The 16,352-nt window shown below is 60.5% G+C and carries 17 protein-coding genes; 1 reads left to right on the forward strand and 16 read right to left on the reverse strand.

Annotation, left to right across the window (positions count from 1 at the left end; genetic code table 11):
* Window positions 1–29: 29 nt before the first annotated feature.
* The 4 genes from P273_RS0102760 to P273_RS0102775 all read right to left on the reverse strand — a co-directional run bounded on the left by P273_RS0102760 (window position 30) and on the right by P273_RS0102775 (window position 3,734).
* Window positions 30–986: a sugar kinase gene (locus tag P273_RS0102760; protein ID WP_024626965.1), complete on the reverse strand. Its 957-nt coding sequence runs from the start codon at window positions 984–986 to the stop codon at window positions 30–32.
* Between the two features lie 212 nt (window positions 987–1,198).
* Window positions 1,199–2,068 carry an L-ribulose-5-phosphate 3-epimerase gene (locus P273_RS0102765; protein WP_029676052.1) on the reverse strand — a complete coding sequence of 290 codons (870 nt, stop codon included), beginning with the start codon at window positions 2,066–2,068 and terminating at the stop codon, window positions 1,199–1,201.
* Complete coding sequence (locus P273_RS0102770; protein WP_024626967.1) at window positions 2,065–2,739, reverse strand: 3-keto-L-gulonate-6-phosphate decarboxylase UlaD; 675 nt, start codon at window positions 2,737–2,739, stop codon at window positions 2,065–2,067. Before P273_RS0102770 ends, P273_RS0102765 begins: the two co-directional genes overlap by 4 nt.
* A 5-nt stretch (window positions 2,740–2,744) precedes the next feature.
* Window positions 2,745–3,734 carry a phosphotriesterase gene (locus P273_RS0102775; protein WP_024626968.1) on the reverse strand — a complete coding sequence of 330 codons (990 nt, stop codon included), beginning with the start codon at window positions 3,732–3,734 and terminating at the stop codon, window positions 2,745–2,747.
* A 263-nt stretch (window positions 3,735–3,997) separates the two neighbouring features.
* Here P273_RS0102775 and P273_RS0102780 point away from each other — a divergent pair, with 263 nt between their 5' ends.
* A complete protein-coding gene (locus tag P273_RS0102780) occupies window positions 3,998–5,020 on the forward strand; it encodes a sugar-binding transcriptional regulator (protein ID WP_253269557.1) in 1,023 nt (340 codons plus the stop codon).
* A gap of 110 nt (window positions 5,021–5,130) precedes the next feature.
* Here the strand turns inward: P273_RS0102780 and P273_RS0102785 are convergent, their stop codons facing one another.
* The 12 genes from P273_RS0102785 to P273_RS0102840 all read right to left on the reverse strand — a co-directional run bounded on the left by P273_RS0102785 (window position 5,131) and on the right by P273_RS0102840 (window position 15,899).
* Entirely contained in the window at window positions 5,131–6,219 is a 1,089-nt protein-coding gene (locus P273_RS0102785; protein ID WP_024626970.1) for an aspartate-semialdehyde dehydrogenase, read from the reverse strand.
* Window positions 6,220–6,236: 17 nt separating this feature from the next.
* On the reverse strand, window positions 6,237–6,800 hold the full coding sequence (locus P273_RS0102790) for an ACT domain-containing protein (RefSeq protein WP_015022547.1): 564 nt from the start codon (window positions 6,798–6,800) through the stop codon (window positions 6,237–6,239).
* A 23-nt stretch (window positions 6,801–6,823) separates the two neighbouring features.
* Entirely contained in the window at window positions 6,824–7,630 is an 807-nt protein-coding gene (locus P273_RS0102795) for an aspartate kinase (RefSeq protein WP_024626971.1), read from the reverse strand.
* Between the two features lie 157 nt (window positions 7,631–7,787).
* Window positions 7,788–8,390, reverse strand: a complete 603-nt coding sequence (gene recR, locus P273_RS0102800) for a recombination mediator RecR (protein ID WP_015022549.1) — start codon at window positions 8,388–8,390, stop codon at window positions 7,788–7,790.
* Window positions 8,390–11,245: a DNA polymerase III subunit gamma/tau gene (gene dnaX, locus P273_RS0102805; RefSeq protein ID WP_024626972.1), complete on the reverse strand. Its 2,856-nt coding sequence runs from the start codon at window positions 11,243–11,245 to the stop codon at window positions 8,390–8,392. Before dnaX ends, recR begins: the two co-directional genes overlap by 1 nt.
* A 71-nt stretch (window positions 11,246–11,316) precedes the next feature.
* Window positions 11,317–11,712, reverse strand: coding sequence for an Rv3654c family TadE-like protein (locus tag P273_RS0102810; RefSeq protein WP_024626973.1), 396 nt, complete (start codon window positions 11,710–11,712; stop codon window positions 11,317–11,319).
* A 3-nt stretch (window positions 11,713–11,715) separates the two neighbouring features.
* On the reverse strand, window positions 11,716–12,093 hold the full coding sequence (locus tag P273_RS0102815) for a TadE family type IV pilus minor pilin (RefSeq protein ID WP_024626974.1): 378 nt from the start codon (window positions 12,091–12,093) through the stop codon (window positions 11,716–11,718).
* The gene (locus P273_RS09485; protein ID WP_024626975.1) at window positions 12,080–12,460 is read right to left on the reverse strand and encodes a DUF4244 domain-containing protein; all 381 of its coding nucleotides are present in this window, start codon (window positions 12,458–12,460) and stop codon (window positions 12,080–12,082) included. The genes P273_RS0102815 and P273_RS09485 overlap by 14 nt, the downstream gene beginning before the upstream one ends.
* A gap of 186 nt (window positions 12,461–12,646) precedes the next feature.
* On the reverse strand, window positions 12,647–13,189 hold the full coding sequence (locus P273_RS0102825; protein WP_024626976.1) for a type II secretion system F family protein: 543 nt from the start codon (window positions 13,187–13,189) through the stop codon (window positions 12,647–12,649).
* Entirely contained in the window at window positions 13,180–13,845 is a 666-nt protein-coding gene (locus tag P273_RS0102830; protein ID WP_024626977.1) for a hypothetical protein, read from the reverse strand. Before P273_RS0102830 ends, P273_RS0102825 begins: the two co-directional genes overlap by 10 nt.
* 9 nt (window positions 13,846–13,854) lie before the next feature.
* Window positions 13,855–14,943, reverse strand: coding sequence for a CpaF family protein (locus P273_RS0102835; protein ID WP_024626978.1), 1,089 nt, complete (start codon window positions 14,941–14,943; stop codon window positions 13,855–13,857).
* Entirely contained in the window at window positions 14,940–15,899 is a 960-nt protein-coding gene (locus P273_RS0102840; RefSeq protein WP_024626979.1) for a hypothetical protein, read from the reverse strand. The genes P273_RS0102835 and P273_RS0102840 overlap by 4 nt, the downstream gene beginning before the upstream one ends.
* Window positions 15,900–16,352 lie beyond the last annotated feature (453 nt).

The raw sequence follows: 16,352 nt of genomic DNA on the forward strand, positions 1-16,352 counted from the left end.
TGCGGCGAGCCTGAATCGTGAAGGAAGGGTCAACGATTGATATCCCCGCCCAGCGGAATATCCAGTTCCTGGGCGCGGATACGGGTCAGATCGCCCATATGCGTCAGGGCGTACTCGGCGGCCCGCTGTCCCCACCTGACACCGCACTCCACATCATCGGAGAGGAAGCCATGGAGGGTGGCGGCCACGAAGGAATCCCCGGCGCCGGGACGATCCACCACCGGAACCGTAGTGGTGACGTACTTCTTGATTCCCTTGGAGGTCCTCAGGTAAGGACCGTCCAGGTGATTGGTGGAAACAATGTACTCATTGCCGAAGCGCTGGTAGAGCTGCTCGCAGACCTCCTCGCCGGTCCCTTCGATTCCGAAGACGCTTTTGGCGTCCTTGATGGAGCAGAAGAGAATGCGGGCCTTATGAGCGATGGGCTCCAGAACCTTTCTGGCCTGGTCACCGGACCAGAGCTTGCTGCGGAAGTTCACGTCAAGGGCGATGTCAATGCCGCGCTTCTCCGCCTGCTCGGCCGCATAGGTCACCACCTGGGCCGTGGTATCGGTCAGGGCCGCCGTGATCCCGGTCAGGAAGAGCAGGCGGGTGTCCAGCATCCGGTCCCAGTCGTAATCCTCAATCCCCGTCGACCTGAAGGGGGTGTACTCGCGGTCGTAGATGACGTTGGCCGGCATGGGGGGTTCGCCCGGCTCCATGAAGTAGAGGGCGATTCGGCTGGCCGGCTTGCGAACCATGGTGCTCAGATCGACGCCCACGGACCTGTACTCGCTCAGGACGTATTCACCCAAGTCCCCCTCCGGCAGTGAGGAGGTCCACAGGGTCTTGCGCTGAAGCTGAGCCAGGACTCCAGCCACGTTGGCCTCGGAACAGGCGGGATTCATCAGGACCGACCGGGCGTTCATCAGCCGCTCCCCCCTCCTGACCGTGAGCCTGATCTGCCCCTCTCCTATGGTCGAAAGGTCATATGCATGTTCTGCCATCACTTGCTCCTTGTCTACACGGTCGCTTTTCTAGGATGGACCACGACGTCCGCTTCAGTCCGTATTACGACCTGTCACATTCAAACTCGCACCGATCGGGTCGACCCATCAAGGGCGACCGCTGGCATCATTGCCTCCCTGCCGATGCCAAGGGGGTGGAGGACCGGCACAACCACCCCCGGGTCGCAACCGTGACGGCTGCGACCTTTACCTCAGCCTTTGGGATCGAGCACCTCTATGTCGGCCCCTCGCAACCAGGTTTCCACTTTCTTCCTTGCATTCATGACGATCTGATCGGCCTGGTCCGAATCATCGTTCCACATCTCCAGCATGATCCGCCCCGACCAGGACTGCCGGGCCAGCTCGGCGAAAGCCGTGGGAAAGTCTGCGCAGCCCTCGCCCATGGTGATGCGACGGGGCTGTCCTGGGAGCACATCCTTGACGTGGATGGCCAGCATTCTGCCGGCTCCAGCCCTGAGCTCAGCCACGGCATCCAGCTCCTGCTCATAAAGGTTGCCGATATCCGGGTACATGCTCAACCAGGAGGATCCGACCTGATCGCAGATGGACAGACCCTTGGTGATGGAGGTGATGTCATTGCCGTCCACATTCTCTATGCCCAGCATGACACCGGCCTGGGCCGCATACTCAGCCGCCCTGGCCAGAACCTCCACATACCTGGCGCGCTGGTCAGGATCAGGGTCCTCATAGTAGGCGTAGTAACCGGCTACCTGAATCAGGGGAATGCCCGCCTCATGAGCCAGATCGATCGCCTTGAGGAAGATCTCGTAGGCCTGACGGCGAACAGCCGGATCGGCCGAGCCAGGACCCACCTTGCGGTGGCAGCTTAGACAGATTCCTCCTACCTGGACGCCCTGGCGGTCAGCAGCCTGACGGAAGGCGGAAGCCTGGGCAGCCGTCCAGTCCAAGCGAGCCATCCGCTTGTCACTTTCGTCAATGGACAGATCCATAAAGGTGAACCCATTGGCCGCCACCTGAGACATGAACGCATCCCAATCATCCGGCTCGGCGGGGGACTTCAGGGCCTTCTCATAGATGCCCAGAGTTACACTGCCACTCATTGCGGCCACACCCTGCCGATGGTCTCCCGCAGCTCGGTCGCAGCGGCCAGGGGGTCGTCAGCCTTGACGATGCCTCGACCCGAAATCACCACTCCGACGGGAACTCCTTGGAAGAAGGGCAGGTCCTTGGCCGTGACCCCGCCGGTCACAGTGACCTTGAAGCCCATCTGATGCAGCTGGCGGATGCGATCCTTGTCGTCCTCCCCCCAGGTCAGCTTTCCGGCCGCTTCTGCGTCGCGAGAACGATGGACGATGACCTGGGTGGCTCCAAGCCGCCGCCATTCGCGCGCCTGTTCAGGATCGTAGGTTTCGCCCAGCTCAATCTGGACCTCGCCGCCGAACTCCTGGGCCACCTTCACCACCTGTTCGACCGTGGTCATGCTGGCCCCGGCGACCACCGAGACCCAGCTGGCACCCGCTTCGAAGCAGGCGCGGGAGATGACCGCTCCAGCCTCGGCGATCCTGACATCCGCCAGGATGGTCTTATTGGGATAGAGGGCACGGATCTCGCGCACAGCTCTCAGCCCTTCGGCGATGATCAGGACGGTTCCGCACTCGATGACATCCACCTGGCTCACGGCCGCATTCAGAGGCCTCAGGGCCGATGGCATATCAAAGGTGTCCAGCGCGATCTGCAGCTGGGGGCGTTCCAGGGTCTTGTCTGCTGCCATCGCGCTCAGGCCTCCTTACGGAAGGAGAAGAAGTTGTGGGCGTTGCGAATGAGCAGCTTGTCCACGTAGTCAGGATCAAAGCCTTCGGCGATCATGCGGGGGCCGTCCACTGCCGGGTTGTAGTCCACACCACTCACAGAGCCGTAGACCTTTTGGTAGGAGCGCTTGCCGGAGTCCGTGCCCAAAAGGATCCGGTCCTCATAGCCGTCTTTCTTGAAAGCCTTGAGCTCCATCATCCTGTTGGAATCGGGCTGGTACTTGATCCTGTTGGTGCCGTCGATCTCCAGATAGACGCCCAGATCCAGGATCTCCTCCAGGTAGTAGACATCAGCATTGCGCTGAATGTGGCCGATGGCGATCTGGTCGGCGGGAACCCCCAGTCCGATCAGGGTCTGTGCCTGTTCCAGGCCACAGGTTCCATAGGTGGTGTGTGTGTTGATGGGAGCGCCGGTTTCGATGGCCGCCTTGGCAGCAGCCTCCATGCACTTATGCTCGAAGGGAGTGATCTCGCCGTAGGCAGTGCCGATCTTGATGACACCTGCCTTATAGGGGCTGCGATCCACCAGGGGGCCGGTGTAGTCGTTGCGGTCGATGCCCTCACGGATATCGGCGATGACCAGGTCGGCGATCTGATCCACGCTGTAGCGGTTGATCCAGTGTGACTGGGTCTCCAGGTAGACATGCTCACGGTGGAAGCCGGTGGCCCCTATGATCTGCAGGTTCTCCACCGAGCGGGCCACCTCGGCCAGCTTCTCGATGTCACGGCCACAGTTGATGGGGCACATATCCACCACAGTGCCGCCCTGCTTACTCCACTTCAGCGAGGCCTTGGCAAAATAGCCGGCCTCGGTCTCTGCCTTTTCGACTGAATCCAGTTGATGGTCCTTGTCCAGGTAGACCTCACCGGCTCCCACCCGGATCAGATGGTCGTGGCTGTTGACTACGCCAAGCGTGCTCGGATCGACATCACCCAGAATGGTTCGTGCGAATGCCATGTGAACTCCTTTGTTGTTTGTGCTCTGCGACTTCGCGGCACCGGTCTTTAGGCTTTTCCATTCGGTGCCTTTGACAGGAGACAGACTATGTGAACAGTCAATAAACAACAAGGATATTGGTGAACATATGTACTTGAACTACAGGTTTAAACGCATATAGATTGCATTTTTACCTTTGGAACAGCTGTTTTTCGACCTTCAAGAGCAGATAAGCAGTTTTTCATTGATTCTGATAACATGTACATATGTTCAGCGATTTACAGATGATGACCAGTTCGGATGCCCGCAAGCGGGTCCAGCTGCTTCTTCGCGTAGCCCGCATGTACTACCAGGACCACATGCTGCAGTCCCAGATCGCCACAGAGACGGGCTATTCCCGTCCCTCCGTCTCCAGGATGCTGAAGGAGGCCCAAGAGCGAGGACTGGTAAAAATCTCCATTGAGAATCCACTGGAACGGCTTGAAGACCTGGAGTCCAGGCTGATCCGGCAATTCAACATCCGTTGTGCTCGGGTCTCGGAGCCACCGCAAGGATGCACCGGGTATGATGTCGTACCCCGAAGCGCGGCGGCTCTCCTGGTTGAGCAGACCAGGCCCGACTCTTTGATAACCGTCTCCAATGGCAACGCGGTCGCCTACACGGTTCGTGAAGTTCCCCTGCAAAACTGGACAAAATCCAAGGTCGTGCAGATGATCGGTTCCCTGTCGCCAACCAATCCCATGACGGATTCACCGGAGATATGCCGCATGCTGGCCCAACGATTGGGCGGCAGTTACTCGACGCTGCCGGTGCCCATGATCCTGTCTTCAACCCCTGTGGCTGAAGCCATGCGCAAAGAACGCCAGATCGCCGACACCCTGTCCCTGGGCGGTCATGCCGACGTTGCGGTGGTAGGAGTCGGGTCGGTCAAGGAGGGAAGATCAGGGCACATTTTCAAGGACTACGAGAATGCGGCTTTCGTCAAAGAGGTGACCGAGCTCAAGGCGGTGGGACACATCTGCGGACACCACATTGATGCCCAGGGCCGCCACATCCAAACCAGCCTGTGCGAACGCACTATATCGATTGAATTCGAACGTCTCAAGCGGATACCCCTGGTCATAGGCGTGGCCTGGGGACCGCAAAAAGTTGCCAGCATCCTCGCCTGTCTGCGGGCCGGGCTTATCTCGGCACTGGCCACCGACCGCGACACGGCCGAGGGAATACTTGATCTGGATCAACAGCAGAGAAGATCGGGCAGACAAGCCTCACAAGCTCCGAGCCAAGCAAAGGCCAAACAGGGCTGACCCTATATGAGAGCCATCAGGCTGACAAGGCCTGGTAGAGCCGATGTTCCCATACCCAAGAGATATGCGGGATACTTTAGATCTGCCAAGCAATCAGCCCAGATGCACAATCAGATCCTGTCGGCGAAATGCTTACGGACGATCAGCTCGGCGATCTGCACGGCGTTGAGGGCTGCCCCCTTGCGCAAGTTGTCGTTGGCCACGAACATGGACAATCCCCGCTTGCCTTCCACAGCCTGGTCCTGGCGGATACGTCCCACGAAGCTGGGGTCCTTGCCGGCTGCATCCAGAGGGGTGGGTATTTCCGCCAGACTTACTCCGGGGGCCTTGGATAGCAGGTCACGGGCCTGATCAGGGGTCACATCGTGCTCGAACTCGGCATTGATGCTCATGCCGTGGGCTGTGAAGACTCCTACCCGCACACAGGTGCAGGAGGCGGCCAGATCAGGCAGGTGCAGGATCTTGCGGCTCTCATTGCGCAGCTTCTGCTCCTCGTCGGTCTCCCCGCTGCCGTCATCGACCAAGTCGCCTATAAAAGGTACGGCGTTGAAGGCAATGGTGCGCACCACCTTGGTGGGCGGGGGAAACTCGATGGCCGATCCGTCGAAGACCAGTCGGTCAGCGCCCTGCTCCACGGCGGTTTTCGCCTCGTCGCGCAGCTGAAGGACGCCGGCACGCCCAGCCCCCGACACGGCCTGGTATGAGGAGACGATCAGGCGGTGCAGACCGTATGCCTTGGCCAAGGGGCTCAGCACCGGCATGCAGGCCATGGTGGTGCAGTTGGGATTGGCTACGATCCGACGGGGGATAAGATCCAGGTCTTCGGGGTTGACCTCAGACACCACCAGGGGAACCTCGGGATCCATCCGCCAATGGGAGGAGTTGTCGACCACGTAGGCCCCGGCCTCAGCGAAGCGAGGAGCCCAGGTTCCTGAGGTCGAGCCGCCGGCGGAGAAGATGGCCAGATCGATCCCGCTCAGGTCGGCCTGCTCCACATCCTCGACCGTGATGGTCCTGTCACGCCAGCGCAGCTGCTCTCCGGCCGACCGGGACGAGGCCATGAATCGCAGGTCGGCCACGGGGAAGTTCCGTTCGTCCAGCATGCGGCGCATGACCATGCCTACCTGGCCGGTGGCACCCAGAACGGCTACATTGATGCCGCGACGTCCGTTGCCCGCCAAATCAGCCTTATTCGTCATTGCTCTCTCCTCTCCGCTCAGCGACCCGTGCCGCCATAAACGACCGCCTCGACCTGATCAGCATCCAAGTGGAAGGCCGTATGGATGGCCCGTACCGCCTCGTCCAGGTCCTGGATAGGCACCAAGGCGGAGATGCGGATCTCGGAGGTCGATATCATGAGCACGTTGATATGTCGGTCGCTTAAGGCCCGGAAGAAGGTGGCGGTGATGCCCGAATGGGTTTTCATCCCTACGCCCACCAGGGTCACCTTGCCCACCTCGGGATTGATGTCCACTGATCGGAACCCCAGTTGCTCGCGGGAGTCATCCAGCATGGGAACCACCTGATCAGCCTGAGCGGACGGCAACGTAAAGGAGATGTCCACGGTACCGGTAGCCGCCCCAGCCTGGACGATCATATCGATGTTGATGCCGCCCTCGGCAAGGATGGTGAAGAGCTGTGCGGCCACGCCAGGTCGGTCGGGCACGGCACGCAGACTGACCTGAGTCTCACTGCGGTCGTGGGCAACCCCTGAGATGATGGGTGACTCAGGGCCGTTCAGGTCCGGGAACAAGTCACCCATGGATTCGCCGTTGGTCATGTCCTTCCTTCCGTCATATCCCGTCACTTGTCAGCGCGTGCGGCGGGGCGATCCGGCAGCTGGCCGGTCTCCAAATTGGGAATCTTGTCAGCATCGACATCGTCGGGCATGATCAGCGTGCCTGGGCGATGGGAAAAGGAACTGCGCACATGGATGGGCATGCGGAAGCGCTGGGCATACTCCACGCAGCGCAGGGCCAGCACCTTGGATCCGCCGGCCGCCATCTCCAGCATCTCCTCATATGAAATGCGGGCGATCCTACGGGCGGTGGGCACAATGCGCGGATCGGCGGTAAAGACGCCATCCACATCGGTATAGATCTCGCAGACGTCCGCCTTGAGTGCCACGGCTAGGGCCACAGCCGAGGTATCCGAGCCGCCACGACCCAGGGTGGTGGCGTCGCCATCGGGATTGACCCCCTGGAAGCCTGCCACAATTCCCACCTCGCCTCGGTCCAGGGCCTTCATGACACGCTGAGGTCGGACATGGCGGATATGGGCTGCGCCGTAGCGGGCATCGGTCATGAATCCCGCCTGCGAACCGGTGAAGGAGTGGGCGCGCTCGCCTTGCGCATGGATGCTCATGGCCAGCAGACTCATGGAGATGCGCTCCCCCGCCGTCATAAGCATGTCCATCTCTCGGGCGGGAGGATTGGAATCCACATCCATGGCCTGGTCAATCAGATCGTCAGTGGTGTCCCCCATAGCGGAAACCACCACAGCGATGTCATTGCCAGCGCGCTTGGTGTCAATGATGCGCTTGGCCACACGCTTGATGGAGTCCGAGTCCGCCACCGAGGACCCGCCATACTTCTGAACGATAAGTGCCACTGCTGTTCCATCCCGCGACGGTTAAGCCACTAGACCATCATCTGCAACATGTTGATTACATGGATTATACGAACGACACCGTTCTATCAGACCCCCTCCACCAATATGCGAAACATTGACGGCAGCCAGGGAACCCGTGAATCAGTGACCGCAGGCCTTACAGATCGCGACGGCCGGATATTGCCCGGCCAAGGGTGATCTCATCGGCATATTCCAGATCGCTGCCGACGGGCAGACCGCTGGCCAGCCTGGTGACCCGCAGGTCCAGAGGGCCCAGCAGCCTTCCCAGGTAGGTGGTGGTGGCCTCGCCTTCGATGTTAGGATCCAAGGCCAGCATGACCTCCTTGACCTGATCCGTCCCCAACCGCTTCAAGAGCTCGGGAATGCGCAGATCGCCAGGCCCGACGTTGGACATAGGGTCGATGGCCCCGCCCAAAACATGATAAAGGCCCCGATATTCTCCGGTACGTTCGATGCTCATGACATCCTTGGGCTCCTCGACGACGCAGATGATGCTGCGGTCACGACGCGGATCCTGGCAGATAGGGCACGGGCTGGTCTCACAGACATTGCCGCAGATCTCGCAAAACCGAACCTTCTCCTTGGCGGCGACGATAGCATCGGCCAAATCCTGAGCGCTACGCCGATCGGCTCCCAAAATGTAGAAGGCGATGCGCTGCGCACCCTTGGGGCCAATGCCCGGCAGTTGAGCAAAGGCATCAATCAGCTCTTGAATGGCTCCATCATAGGTAGCAGCCATCATTCACCTCCCTGTTGCTGCGCCTGTTCCTGCCGGCGCTTTTGGACGTTGATCGGATTCTGGGGGTCGTCAGCAGCAAAGTCCTCCACCTTGGTCACGTCAAACAATTTTGTCAGTTCATCCTGGTTCATGGCATTGTCCGCCCCGAGCCTGGCATCGTCCATGGAATAGACATCGTCCTCAGGATCCACTGACGGCCTTGAAGCCTGGGAGGAGACTGCAGCAGGCGAGGCCCCGTCCTGATCGGAACCACTGGAGGACGAACCAGCAAAGCCTGCCGGCACTCTCCTGCTCTCAGCTCCAGCAGCCTTTGCCATTGCCTGGGGGCCACCCGAGCCGCCGGCAGACTCGGAACTGTGAACGTTGCTCTGCGCATCCGACGAGACTGATACGCCAGTCGCCATGACCCCTTCATCGGAAACCGCTCCAGTTCCCGATGTCGGATCCGAGGTTGCACTCGAGGCGCTTCCCTGACCGGATGAATCAACCGACTGAGAAACTTCATGGCTTTGACTGTCGGAGGACACTGCAGAGGCTGCGGCGCTGGTCCCGGAATCGGGCACGGCCCAAGGATCCGTGTCGTCGCTCATGTCCGGCAGAGCTACTTTTTTGGATTCATGGTCTTTCTGACCATTGGATCCGTCGCTGCCCTCACCGGGCTGCCAGACCTTTTGCGGCGCATGAGTCGCTGGCATGGGGTGGGCCCAGGGATCATCGTCTGGCAATACCGTCGAAGCAGTAGAGCCAAAGCCTGCCGACGGCAACGCTTCCGGAGACGACTGGATCGGACCGCCGACTGGGTGGTGTGCGTCGTCGGAATTCCCGTCTCCTACAGCTTCTCCAGAGGTGGACCTTCCCTCCGATGCCGATGCTCCGGCCCCACCCTCATGACCAGCAGATGCCGTCATCTTCCTAGGGGCATGCCCCTGTTCCGTGGCCGCATGAGGCATAACCGCCGCTCCAAGGTTCATGGTGGCCAATCCAGCTCGCGCTAGAGCCACCTCCTTTTTGACCTCTGCACGACGCTGGGGAGACATCCTGTTGACGGACTCCACAGTCTCACCGTTGGCAGCCGTCCCCGATGGAGCAATCATGGTGGACTGTCCGAACTCCTGGCGAGCGCGGACCATGACGATACGCGGCACCTTGGTCTCCCCATCAACCGACTGTGCAGCCACAGCCATAGCGAAAGCATGCTGGCTGAGTGGACGGTCGAAGGTCATAGACAGTCTCTTGCGTCCGGATGGGTCTGCTTTCATGGCCACGGTAGGCACACGGTCCCGCACCACATACTGACGTACCTCATCCGGCAGGGCAGCCACCAGTGCATCCCAGCGCTTGTCCAGCTCTGTGCCGGTCGGAACCTCTGTTTCCTGTCCTCGTGAAGTATCATGCTGCGCCACAGGCTGTTGAGCCGGCGAGGAAGGAACTTCCTTCCGCACGGGTTGGGCAGAGCCGGAATGATCAGGCTGCCCTTCGCCTTCCTGCTTTCCCTCAGCCGGGGAATCGGAATGGGAACCTGCCATGTTCCGCGACCCGGCCGAGGTGGTAGATATCGCAGCAGACGACGAACCCGCCCCGCCAGACTGTTCAGGACGAACAGCACCGTCAGCACGACCAGATTGTGATGCCTTGGACGGCCGACCGTTCTGCTGAGACCTGTCAGCGCCAATGAACCCGCTGCGGGTGGGCGCCGGGGCCGCGCCACTGGTGGAAGCTCCCCCTGCAACCGTTGCTTGCTCCATAGGTTCGCAGCCAATTGCCAGCAGCCTGGCGGCCAGCAGCTCCAAGCGCATCCTGGGCGAAGTGGCCCCGTTCATTCCCGCCAGCGCATCGTTGATGATGTCGGCCATTCTGGTCAGGACCTGCAGATCCAACGCATCCGCCTGCCGACGCAGATCGGCCACCTGGTCGTCGTCGGCATCTTCGCTAAGCACGCTTTCAGCCCGTTCCCCCGCCAGCTTGAGAACCAGCAGGTCGCGGACATGGGCCAGCAGATCCTCAACGAAGCGCTGGGGCTCGAACCCGCCGACGACCACCTTTTGAATGACCCCGTAGAGACCAGCACCATCGTGGTTGATCAGTGTATCCACAGATTCGCCGATCAGTGCGGCAGGAGTGAACCCCAGCAGAGCTACAGCCGCATCATAGGTGATGGTGTGCTCGTCAGCGCCTACCATGAGCTGGTCCAACACAGAAAGGGTGTCACGCACCGATCCGCCTCCAGCCCGCATGGCCAGCTTGAGGACACCGGGCTCGGCCTTGATGTCCTCCTTTTTACATATGCCCTCTAGATAAGGCCCCATGACTTCCTGAGGCACGAGACGGAAGGGGTAATGATGGGTGCGGGAGCGGATGGTGCCGATCACCTTCTCCGGCTCTGTGGTGGCGAAGATGAACATGACGTGTTCCGGCGGTTCCTCGACGATCTTCAGCAGGGCATTGAATCCTTGCTGGGTGACCATATGGGCCTCGTCCAAAATGAAGATCTTGTAGCGGTCACGCACAGGGGCAAAGCCTGCCCGCTCCCTGAGCTCCCTTGCATCGTCAACGCCATTATGGCTGGCGGCGTCAATCTCCACCACGTCGATGGAACCGGGGCCTCCCGTGGCCAGATCCCTGCAGCTGTCGCATTCGCCGCAGGGATGGCTGGTCGGTCCCTTGGCGCAGTTGACACAGCGGGCGAAAATCCTGGCACTGCTGGTCTTTCCACATCCCCTGGGACCGGAGAAGAGGTAGGCATGGGTCAGCCGGTTCTCATCCAGAGCTCGGGTAAGGGGCACGGTGACCTGCTTCTGACCGATGATGCCGTCAAAAGTGTCAGGCCGATACCGCCGATAGAGTGCTAGTGCCATGGTTTAAGGCTATCCATTTCTTTAGACACGTTCGCTTTCCTTCCTAAGGCTTCCGACCACGCTTCCTTTTCTCATTCACAGGGCTCAGGCCCTGCCCGGGCAGACTGGACCAGACGCGGCATCATCGAGATTCCGGTGTCTACCCCCACCGAGACTTTCACGTCGCTCCCATCCACCTGGCAGTCTGTCAGGACCCCGCGGTTGAGACGGGCGACCCGGGAGGCCAGAGTACAGGGCTGCGCCTGCCCTTCGTCCAGGGCGGAAGCTGCAGCCAGAGCCGAGACATCGGCACCGGTGCGTGCATGTGTCCGACAGATCATGAGATTGCCCAGCAGGGCGGCCAGAACCAGACCCAGGCCAACCAGAGCCATCAGCATGATGCCCAAAACCGTACCAGAGCCAGGATCCGAACCTCCTAGCCACGAACCGGTACGCTCTACGCGCGTCCTTCTGACATGTCCGAACATGACTCATTCCTCCAATATGGCCACGGCATCGCCGTGGACCTGCGCAGGCAGCACGCCCATGGGGCCGGAAACCACTGGGCATGACACCCTGACTGCCGTCTGCCCGGCCGATGGGCTCAACTTCACTTGAGCATGAGGGCCGACCATCCGATGCACCAGCCCTTGGGGATCACCCTTGCCCCGGGTGACGATCAGGTTTCTGGCAGCCGCGTTAGCCGCATCCTGACAAACCATGCCGGTTCTGATCGTCTGGGTCAGCGTCAGCAGTAAGAGAGCCAGAACCATGACGGCGGGAAGAACGATGGCGAACTCGGCCGTTACCGTACCGTCATCGGATCGCCACCGTCGTCTCCACTCGGACCGTCTTTCAGCCAGCGGCACTGAGCGCCTTCTTCACCAAACCCATCAGCAAAGTACGCGTGGAAGAGGATTTGACAATGGCCAGCAATACGCCAGCCAACGTGGCAGCTGCCACCATGATCACGGCGTATTCAGCAGTGATGGCCCCCGATTCAGGCCTGGCCAGCACCACACCCATCCGCGCACGCAGAGCACTCGCTGCAGAGTCCATAGCTTGGCTGATGCGAATGTACAGAGCCGTCATGAACCGGTTGGAACGCTGCCTCATTCTTTGCAGCCACCGGGATCCGGCACTGGTAGCAGGCCATGTCTCAGTTGGCACCAATTGCCCTCCTGCCTGTCTGGTCTGCAGATGGAAGACCGTCGCAACCTCCTGTGAATATGTCATCGTTCTCACCTTTGCCTTTCTTGGTCTTCCCCGCCCTGGCGAATGGCCGTTCCTCAGAGAATCGGCATCCGATACCTTTCACTCTGCCCGTTCCAGACCCTTTCTGTCTCCTTGTCAGATGCATGTGGACGAGTGGACCTACATCGGCAGCCTGTGGACAACTGTGTCAGCATGGACTCCACGCCCTCAGGACATCCCGCCTACGAAGGCCGCAATGCAGGGGATGACTCCGATCAGCACGAAGGCCGGCAGGATGCACAGCCCGGTCGGCACCAGCAGCCTGACGGTTATCGTCGCCGTGGCCCGGGCCAGCACGCTGCGGGCATGGTGATCCAACTGGCGCAAGGTCGTCTCGATCCGCGTCAGAGGTGATGATCCCAAACGCCAGGACGGCTCCAGACAGTCAGCCAGGACTCGCATGGACTGCCCATAATCAGAATCCCCGATCGCTCCCGACCAGGACAGATCCCATCCGTTGCCACGTCCGAGCAGGTGAGCCACGCGAACCATCCGAAGCCCATAAGGGCCTGGCAGCAGCCCGCCAACCACATCCAGGGCCCTGGGCAGGGAGGCCCCCTGGCGAACAGCGACTCCCAACAAGGCCAATACCAGGCTCAAGGATGGCGTGGAGACCTGCTCATCGGCTAATCGATCACCCGGGCCGTCGGATTCCACCAACAGCAAGGCCAGCATGCTCGACAGAGCAGCAATCAGTGGTTTCAGATCCATAAGTCCTCCCTGCCCAGATCGTTCATCAGCAGATGTATCCAAACCAGACCGAGAACATAGAAGGCCACCCCAAGGATCAGGCATATAGTTCCCAGGCCTGGGCGACATAGGAAGGACAACGGTCGCGCACCCATGAACTCTCCCATGATGATGGTCAACACCGGCAAGGTCGACAGGAGGCGGATCGTGGCCCTGGGCACAGCAAAGGCTTTTTCTCGGGCCTCATCCAGAGCCGCCCGCCGCCTCTGCATAGCTGCCACGGTCCGCAGCCCATCAGAAGCCCGGCAGCCCAGGATGGCGCTGAGCCCATAACAGGCCATCAGAGCCTGGGCCATGATTGTCAAAGTCGGCCCCCGTTCCTGAGGCAAGCATCGGTTCTCCAACATGACCATGACACGTTCCCGTGTGACCTCCTGGGTGGCGAACCGCCGCCCGGATGCTTCCTCGAAAGCCTCTACCAGACCGCCTCCATTGTCGACATAAGCCAGCAGGGAAGTGACCAGCACCGCCAGGCCGGGCCGATCCGACTGTCTCGAGGGCCTGACTGACATGGCCTTCAGTCGTGCGGCTGCGCTGCCGTTAGGCGCAAGCAAGACCAGACAGGCAATAGCCGTCATCATTGCAGCCAGCCAGGCCGCAGTCTCATCATTCATCATCCACCTCAACTACGGAACGCTCGCCTGGGCGCTGGTCACAATGCCCCACCGCCTGGCGAACTTCGACCAAGCCGTTCCATATGTAGCGGCCCCTCGGCCCGTCCATGTACAGACGGCCTCCCCAAGAAGCCGGCCATCGGCTGCAGTTGTCAGTCGACCAATTTGAGCGATATGTCTGTGGCCGCCGGAACGTTCCAGATGGATAACAGCATCGAACGCCCCCTGCGCCAGAGCAGCCAGGGCCCTCGGCTGCAACCCCGCCAGCAACCCCAGAGTCGCCAGCCTGGCAGGGACGCGTTCCACGTTGTCGGCATGCAGCGTTGCCATGCCACCCCGATGACCGGAATTGAAAGCCCGCAGCAGATCAGCTATCTCCTCACCCCGACACTCGCCCAGGATGATCCGATCGGGCCGCATGCGCAGTGTGGCCTTGACCAAATCGACCAGCCCCACACCCCCTGCCCCTTCAACGTTGGACTCTCTGACAGCCAGGGAAACCATATTCCTGTGGCCGGCGATACGTCCAAGCTCACGGACCTCCTCCACGACGACCAGCCGTTGCTCCTGCGGGCACATGCCAAGCAGGGCTCGTAGGAGTGTGGTCTTGCCGGCACCCGTGCCTCCGGTTACCAGAATGCTGGCCCGATTGACCACCAGCGCCCGAAGGATGAAGAGCCAGCTGGCGGGACACAGCCCGGCAGCCGCCAGCTCCTCCAGACCTGGCGGGTGTCTGTTGGGCAGTCTGATGGAAATGGCGGCACCCTCGGGAACGAGTGGGGCCAGCACGGCGTGGACTCTGATCCCCTCCCTGCTGGAAGCATCAGCCATAGGCCGGGCATCGTCCAGGCGACGTCCCAGCTGAGCGCATAGCTGCACGGCAAAGTCCCTCACAGCTCGAGGGCCCGCGAATCCAGGCCGAAGCAGAACCTCCTCCATGCCCGCGCCTCGGTCGATCCAGACATGGCCCTGACCGGTCACTGCGATGTCGGTCACCGCAGGATCGTTCGTCAGCCCGTCCAAGTACCCGAAAGTGGGCGGCTGATCGGAATCGTCGTCAGGGAATGAATCTTCATTGCTTTTCCCACTTCCTATGATCATTTGACAGCTCCAGACCGAACCGATTCGCGCGAAGAGATCCGTTCTCCTTTTCTTTCCCCGACGACGATCATCCCTGCGATCCGCTCAGCCAAAGGATGAAGGGCACGTGCGTAGGCACGCGGCACCCGTTCCAGGCCACGCCCATCCAGAACGGATGCCGACAGCTTCGGTTGCGGCTTAAGAACCACGTCCACCGATCGGCCCAGAAAATCCTCCGCCTGTTCCGGGTCGACGCCATGACTGACTCGGTGCTGTGTGGGCATCATGCCAATCAGAGCCATGGGGGGCCTGCATGAAATCAATGGACTGTTTTGGACGCGATCACCAGCACCTCTTCGGCCGTTCAGAGCGTGGAGAAGCGCCTTCGCCCGTGCAAGGCCCAGCACGGTCATGTCCACCATCAACAGCGAAGGCAACCCTTTCAGCGAGCGCAGATTACCCAGACCCTGGCCCCGACCGGCATCAATCAGCAAGAGATCAGCAAATCCAGCCATTGCACTGACTGCCGCATCCAGGTCCCACCAGCCCTGTGGCGGAGCACTCCAAGGATCATTGCTGAGCAGCGGGATGCCATCCCAGATCGGCAGTTCTTCACGGAGTGCCTGAGGATCCACACGACCCAGGGGCGCGTGGATTCGCCCAAGCCGCATGCCAGGCGCCCCCTCGATGCCGACCAGAACATCCATCCCTCCGCCATCCAGGTCCAGATCCACCAGAGCGCATGACAAGGCCATGTCCCGAAGCTGTTTGGCCATCAGAGCCGTCATGGTTGTCAGCCCGATTCCTCCCGAGGCCGAGAGAAAGACCAGACCGGTCACGGCGGACTCATATTCAGCATCATCACCCGCAATCCGCCGATTGGACAGACTGGGTTGCTTGAACCGAACGGCATCCTCGTCTTGCAGGCGACCCGATCCTGGGGACTCTGGAAAATCAAACTGTCGGACCGCGCCCATCACTCTCCCTGGTCGGTGTTCAGTAGGCAACCCAACTGAATTTAAGGAATGCGGGGCCCAGTCAGGCTCTCGCCCTTCCATGCCGCCTTTTACCATCATCGGCGGTCTATCTATGCTCATTGCTGTCATGGCTACCAGTACATCCGCCCCCTGGCATCGGCACCAGCTCCCCGGGCTTATGTGGTCGAATGACCCTATGCCTCCACATCGCTTCGCCCTCACTGTGCACGAATTCATCGTGGTCACGACACGCCTGAAACTGCAGTATTATTGAGCCCGTATCCATGAAAGGCCTCAGATAATCACAGGGAAGCAACAGATTCCTCCAAACTTGGTGTATTCGGCCTGCCGTAATGCACGCAATCGCACAAAAGACCAAGCAGACCACTTTCTTCGCCCCAACTGCCAGGCATGCTTGCCAGCGGCCTGAAAACTGGCATAATGGCATATACA

It is taken from the genome of Bifidobacterium sp. A11 (assembly GCF_000499185.1).
Lineage (GTDB): Bacteria > Actinomycetota > Actinomycetes > Actinomycetales > Bifidobacteriaceae > Bombiscardovia > Bombiscardovia mizhiensis.

Coding starts and splice junctions, on each gene's coding strand:
- P273_RS0102760 (WP_024626965.1), bottom strand. CDS start 986: ATGGCAGAACATGCATATGACCTTTCGACCATAGGAGAGGGGCAGATC.
- P273_RS0102765 (WP_029676052.1), bottom strand. CDS start 2,068: ATGAGTGGCAGTGTAACTCTGGGCATCTATGAGAAGGCCCTGAAGTCC.
- P273_RS0102770 (WP_024626967.1), bottom strand. CDS start 2,739: ATGGCAGCAGACAAGACCCTGGAACGCCCCCAGCTGCAGATCGCGCTG.
- P273_RS0102775 (WP_024626968.1), bottom strand. CDS start 3,734: ATGGCATTCGCACGAACCATTCTGGGTGATGTCGATCCGAGCACGCTT.
- P273_RS0102780 (WP_253269557.1), top strand. CDS start 3,998: ATGATGACCAGTTCGGATGCCCGCAAGCGGGTCCAGCTGCTTCTTCGC.
- P273_RS0102785 (WP_024626970.1), bottom strand. CDS start 6,219: ATGACGAATAAGGCTGATTTGGCGGGCAACGGACGTCGCGGCATCAAT.
- P273_RS0102790 (WP_015022547.1), bottom strand. CDS start 6,800: ATGACCAACGGCGAATCCATGGGTGACTTGTTCCCGGACCTGAACGGC.
- recR (WP_015022549.1), bottom strand. CDS start 8,390: ATGGCTGCTACCTATGATGGAGCCATTCAAGAGCTGATTGATGCCTTT.
- dnaX (WP_024626972.1), bottom strand. CDS start 11,245: ATGGCACTAGCACTCTATCGGCGGTATCGGCCTGACACTTTTGACGGC.
- P273_RS0102810 (WP_024626973.1), bottom strand. CDS start 11,712: ATGTTCGGACATGTCAGAAGGACGCGCGTAGAGCGTACCGGTTCGTGG.
- P273_RS09485 (WP_024626975.1), bottom strand. CDS start 12,460: ATGACATATTCACAGGAGGTTGCGACGGTCTTCCATCTGCAGACCAGA.
- P273_RS0102825 (WP_024626976.1), bottom strand. CDS start 13,189: ATGGATCTGAAACCACTGATTGCTGCTCTGTCGAGCATGCTGGCCTTG.
- P273_RS0102830 (WP_024626977.1), bottom strand. CDS start 13,845: ATGATGAATGATGAGACTGCGGCCTGGCTGGCTGCAATGATGACGGCT.
- P273_RS0102835 (WP_024626978.1), bottom strand. CDS start 14,943: ATGATCATAGGAAGTGGGAAAAGCAATGAAGATTCATTCCCTGACGAC.
- P273_RS0102840 (WP_024626979.1), bottom strand. CDS start 15,899: ATGGGCGCGGTCCGACAGTTTGATTTTCCAGAGTCCCCAGGATCGGGT.